The organism is Schauerella aestuarii, from assembly GCF_009866805.1.
GTDB lineage: Bacteria > Pseudomonadota > Gammaproteobacteria > Burkholderiales > Burkholderiaceae_B > Schauerella > Schauerella aestuarii.
Genome location: NZ_SIZW01000025.1, coordinates 1 through 492, shown reverse-complemented (window position 1 = coordinate 492; position 492 = coordinate 1). Strand labels below are relative to the sequence as shown.

Here is a 492-nt window from a genome sequence, read left to right as displayed (position 1 = left end):
GGGCAGTAAGTTTTGGTGCCAAGTTGCACTGCAAATTAAAACTGTGCTATATTCTCTGGCTCGGCAGTTGCAGAGAAATGCGGGTTAACCCTAAGGGGTACGAAGCGATTCCAAGCAGGTGCGGGACGATTGATCAGAGTGCTTCTGGCCAGGCAACGCGAGTTGCAGAAAGCTTCGGTTTTCAGGTGGTTTGGGGTGATCGGATCGATCGGCACTGAAGTCATTTCAGCGAGATGTTCGAAGGCAAGTTAGGCGCGAAGCCGGTTGCTGAACTCAGCGAAATGTGCTAAAGTGGAGGGCTTCGCTCAACGGCGAATTGGAAGCGAAAATCTTCTGGTTCAGTAGTCGATCGGTGAGGTTTGCGGGCTTCGGTCTGCAAGCGTTGAAGCGGTGTTATGAAGTGGTTTTTGTGGGTGGTAGCGAATAAGTCGCCAGTCACGAAAATGTCAGATCAGCGAAATAAAGCTGACTTGACGAAGTTGAAAAACTCCT

General features: G+C 50.2%; 1 protein-coding gene. It reads left to right on the top strand.

The window, feature by feature from the left end:
• A partial coding sequence (locus tag EYW45_RS24385; RefSeq protein WP_235938724.1) for a hypothetical protein occupies positions 1-218 on the top strand: 218 nt, incomplete at its 5' end.
• Positions 219-492 lie beyond the last annotated feature (274 nt).